This is a genomic window from Stenotrophomonas capsici (assembly GCF_034961085.1).
Classification (GTDB): Bacteria; Pseudomonadota; Gammaproteobacteria; order Xanthomonadales; family Xanthomonadaceae; genus Stenotrophomonas; species Stenotrophomonas capsici.
Genome location: NZ_JAYFUH010000250.1, coordinates 1 through 3,501, shown reverse-complemented (window position 1 = coordinate 3,501; position 3,501 = coordinate 1). Strand labels below are relative to the sequence as shown.

Sequence of the window (3,501 nt, the reverse complement as noted above, 5' to 3'; positions counted from 1 at the left end):
CACGCTCGACCAGGTAACGCGCCTCGTCCATCTCGTTGTAGGCGGCAAACAGGTCGATCGGGTCGCCGTCGCCGCTGTCGGTCCACAACTGCTTGCCGATGCGATCGGGGTTGTGCGCGATCACCGCGTTGGCCGCGCCCAGGAGGTTGGCGCTGGAGCGGTAGTTCTGCTCCAGGCGGATGGTCTCGGCACCCGGGAAATCCTTCAGGAAGCGCTGTACGTTCTCGACCTTGGCGCCGCGCCAGCCATAGATGGCCTGGTCGTCGTCGCCGACCACGAACACATGCCCGCTGTCGCCGGCCAGCACGCGCACGAAGGCGTACTGGATGGCGTTGGTGTCCTGGAACTCGTCCACCAGGATCTCGCGGAACCGCGCGCGGTAATGCGCCAGCAGCGCCGGGTTGTCGCGCAGCAGCTCATGCGCGCGCAGCAGCAGCTCGGCGAAGTCGACCAGGCCGGCGCGGTCGCAGCGCTCCTGGTAGGCCGCATAGGCCTGGCGCAGGGTTTCGCCCCACTGGTCGTGCGGCTCGGGCTGGATGTGCTGCGGGCGGCGGCCCTCATCCTTCTGCGCGTTGATCCACCACATGATCTGCTTGGGCGGGTACTTGCCGTCATCGAGCTCCAGCTGCTGCACCACGCGCTTGACCAGCCGCAGCTGGTCGTCCGAATCCATCACCTGGAAGGCTTCCGGCAGCTTGGCCTCGGCCCAGTGCAGGCGCAGCAGGCGGTGGGCCAGGCCGTGGAAGGTGCCGATCCACATGCCGCGGCTGCCGTTGCGCAGCTGCAGGTCGATGCGGTGCCGCATCTCACCGGCGGCCTTGTTGGTGAACGTCACCGCGAAGATGCCGTGCGTCGGCACGCCGAAGACTTCGTTCAGCCAGGCAATGCGATGGGTGAGCACGCGCGTCTTGCCGGAACCGGCGCCGGCAAGGATCAGGTGGTGACCAAGAGGCGCGGAAACGGCCTCGCGCTGGGCCGCATTCAGCCCGTCGAGAAGGTGGGAGACATCCATCCGGCCATTTTACGCCAGACCGTCTCAATGACTGATCCCTCGATTGATCGAGTACGACGACGGGGTGCCATACATGCGATCGCACGGATGTCGGGGGCTGAAGCGCAGGGTTTGTCCCGGGTTTCGACCGTGCAACAGGAAGCTCTCACGGCCTTGGTGCGTCATTTGACAGCGCAACCGGCACCCCAATAGAGTGTCATCGGCATTACGGTAGTTGCACTGCACGGATCAGCGGTAAGTCAACTTTCAGGAGAAGGATCATGGGAAAGATGATCAATGCACTCGCGGGCACGCTCGCGCTGATGGCTGTTCATGGCGCGGCACTCGCCGAGTCGGCCTCCCCGTCCGTACAGGATGTCGATCACCGCCAGGTGCTTCCTGTCCTGGTCAAGGTGGATGCCAAAGGCCGCGTGTCCGGCGTCAATCCAGCCTTTCGCCTTTCTCCCAGGCTGAACCGCCTGCTGGAGGACAACCTGCAGGAAATCGTCACTGCTCCCGCCAACAACAAGGACGGCCGCGCAATCAGCAGTCAGTTCATTGCCAACATGGCCTTGATCACACTGACCGCCGAAGACGGCAGCCAGGCCGTCCAGTTCACTTACGTCTCCTCGCAGAGCATCCCGCGCGGTGAATGGTCGTGGGCGCATGTCGACAATCGGCGCCTTGCGCTGATGAACCGGGACCAGCCGGTTCGCGGAGGCGAACGCTTCGAGCCATCATTCCGCTCGATGAATCCCCCCAAGGCACCCAACACCGGCGGATCCGAACCGCCCCCCGCTGGCGGCGGCCAGGGGAAGTCCTGAAACAACAGAGGGGCGCCGACGGCGCCCCTCTTCAATTCCCCGCTGATCATTCCCTGCCCCCGCAGGCGTGACGGTTCAGCCCAGCGCCACAGCCGCCTGCGCCGCCTGGCCACGTAATTCCGGAATGGCCAGGCTTTCCCACAGCCGGCCGATGCGCAGGCTGCCCAGTACCTGCACGCGCGGCTCGACCACGCCGTCGGCGTCGATCAGGCTGCCGTCCGGCGCACTGTCGATGCCCATGCCGTGCGGCCCCGGGCGCGCCAGCCCGCTGCCCAGCAATTGCTGCAGCAGGGGATTGCGCATGGCCTGGGCGCGCATCTCCACGCCGGTGGCGTTGACCACGCAGTGCACGTCCAGCGGCAACGGATGACGGCGCAGGTCCATGGCGGTCAGCCGCACGCAGGCACCCTCGCTGACCGCGGTCTCCAACCGGCCGCGATGCAGCACCAGCCGCTTTTCCTGCTGCAGCTGCACCAGCTGTGCATGCACGGAGCCGGCGATGCGGTGGCGGTGGATGTCCCAATAGCGCACCACGTGGCGCAGGAAGCGCCGCTGGTCATCGCAGGACAGCGTCTGCCACAGCGCCTGGCCCATCGGCCGGATCCGCTCCATCACGTTCTGCCAGGGGATGCCGCGCGCGGCGGCCGCGCGCGCATGCCCGCGCAGGGCATGCAGGCGCTGGCGCAGGTTCATCGCCAGCAGCGGCTCCGGGTCGTAGTCGGCGGCCGGCCCCTTGGCATGTGGCAACGGCATCAGGGCATGCCGTGACAGCACGTGGATACGCCCGCGGTGGCCGCTGGCCAGCAGCGACACCACGGTGTCGGCCATGCTCAGGCCGGAGCCGATGATCGCCACGTCGGCATGCTCGGCGATCCCACGTACCGCCGCGAAATCCCATGCCTCCACGCGCTTGTCCTCGGGCAGCGAGCCAGCGCCACGGGCCGGCAACGGGCGCAATGCATTGCCCGAGGCCAGCACCACGCGCCGGGCCTGCACCGCCTGCCCGGAGGCCAGGACCAGGCGCAGGCCATCACCGTCACGGTCCAGCTCAAGCACGCGCTCGGCGCGGATCTCCAGCTGTGCGGCGCTGCTGTCCACGGCCTGCTGCAGGCGCGCGCGCAGGTACTCGGCGTACCGCCAGCGCGGCACGAAGCTCGCGGCCAGCGTGTCGCGCGCCACCCCGGGGAAGGCTTGGGCGTGGATCAGGTAATCGAGGAAGTCCTCGACTTGGTCGGGGAAGCCGCCCATCTTGCCGGCCGGCACGTTGAGCAGGTGCTCGTCGTAGGGCGTGGCGTAGGCCACGCCGCGCGCCAGCGGCAACGAGGGCTCCAGGATCAGGATGCGCAACGCCGACCGCGCGCCGCGCAGCAGGCCGATGGCGGTAAGGACGCCGGCGGCACCGCCGCCGATGATGGCCACATCACACGGCCCGGGGGTATCAAGAACGCTCATCCGCCCGATTGTAGGCGATGCCATCCCCCTGCCTGATGCCCTGCCGGCATGTGTTCATGGGCGATGCGCTGGCGGGCTTTCACACGCCTGAAACACAGAACCCGCCTTGCGGCGGGTCCTGGGTGGAACGGTAGACCAGGCAATCCGGGCGGATTACTTGATCTTGCCTTCCTTGTACATCACGTGCTTGCGCACCACCGGATCGTACTTCAGGAATTCCATCTTCCCCGGGGT

Annotated in this window: 4 protein-coding genes; 1 reads left to right on the top strand and 3 read right to left on the bottom strand. The window is 67.3% G+C overall.

Going from position 1 to position 3,501, the window contains the following annotated elements; all coding sequences use genetic code 11:
• On the bottom strand, positions 1 to 1,012 hold a 1,012-nt coding region (locus VA603_RS18000; protein WP_323439649.1), incomplete at its 3' end, for a UvrD-helicase domain-containing protein.
• 260 nt (positions 1,013 to 1,272) lie between these two features.
• On the opposite strand from VA603_RS18000, the gene VA603_RS17995 reads away from it, so the two are divergent.
• A complete protein-coding gene (locus VA603_RS17995; RefSeq protein ID WP_132863863.1) occupies positions 1,273 to 1,815 on the top strand; it encodes a hypothetical protein in 543 nt (180 codons plus the stop codon).
• Positions 1,816 to 1,890: 75 nt separating this feature from the next.
• Here VA603_RS17995 and VA603_RS17990 read toward each other — a convergent pair whose 3' ends face one another.
• A complete protein-coding gene (locus VA603_RS17990; RefSeq protein ID WP_132863865.1) occupies positions 1,891 to 3,267 on the bottom strand; it encodes an FAD/NAD(P)-binding protein in 1,377 nt (458 codons plus the stop codon).
• Positions 3,268 to 3,420: 153 nt separating this feature from the next.
• The coding region (rpmG, locus tag VA603_RS17985; RefSeq protein ID WP_323439653.1) for a 50S ribosomal protein L33 at positions 3,421 to 3,501 on the bottom strand (81 nt) is incomplete at its 5' end.

Coding starts and splice junctions, on each gene's coding strand:
- VA603_RS17995 (WP_132863863.1), top strand. CDS start 1,273: ATGGGAAAGATGATCAATGCACTCGCGGGCACGCTCGCGCTGATGGCT.
- VA603_RS17990 (WP_132863865.1), bottom strand. CDS start 3,267: ATGAGCGTTCTTGATACCCCCGGGCCGTGTGATGTGGCCATCATCGGC.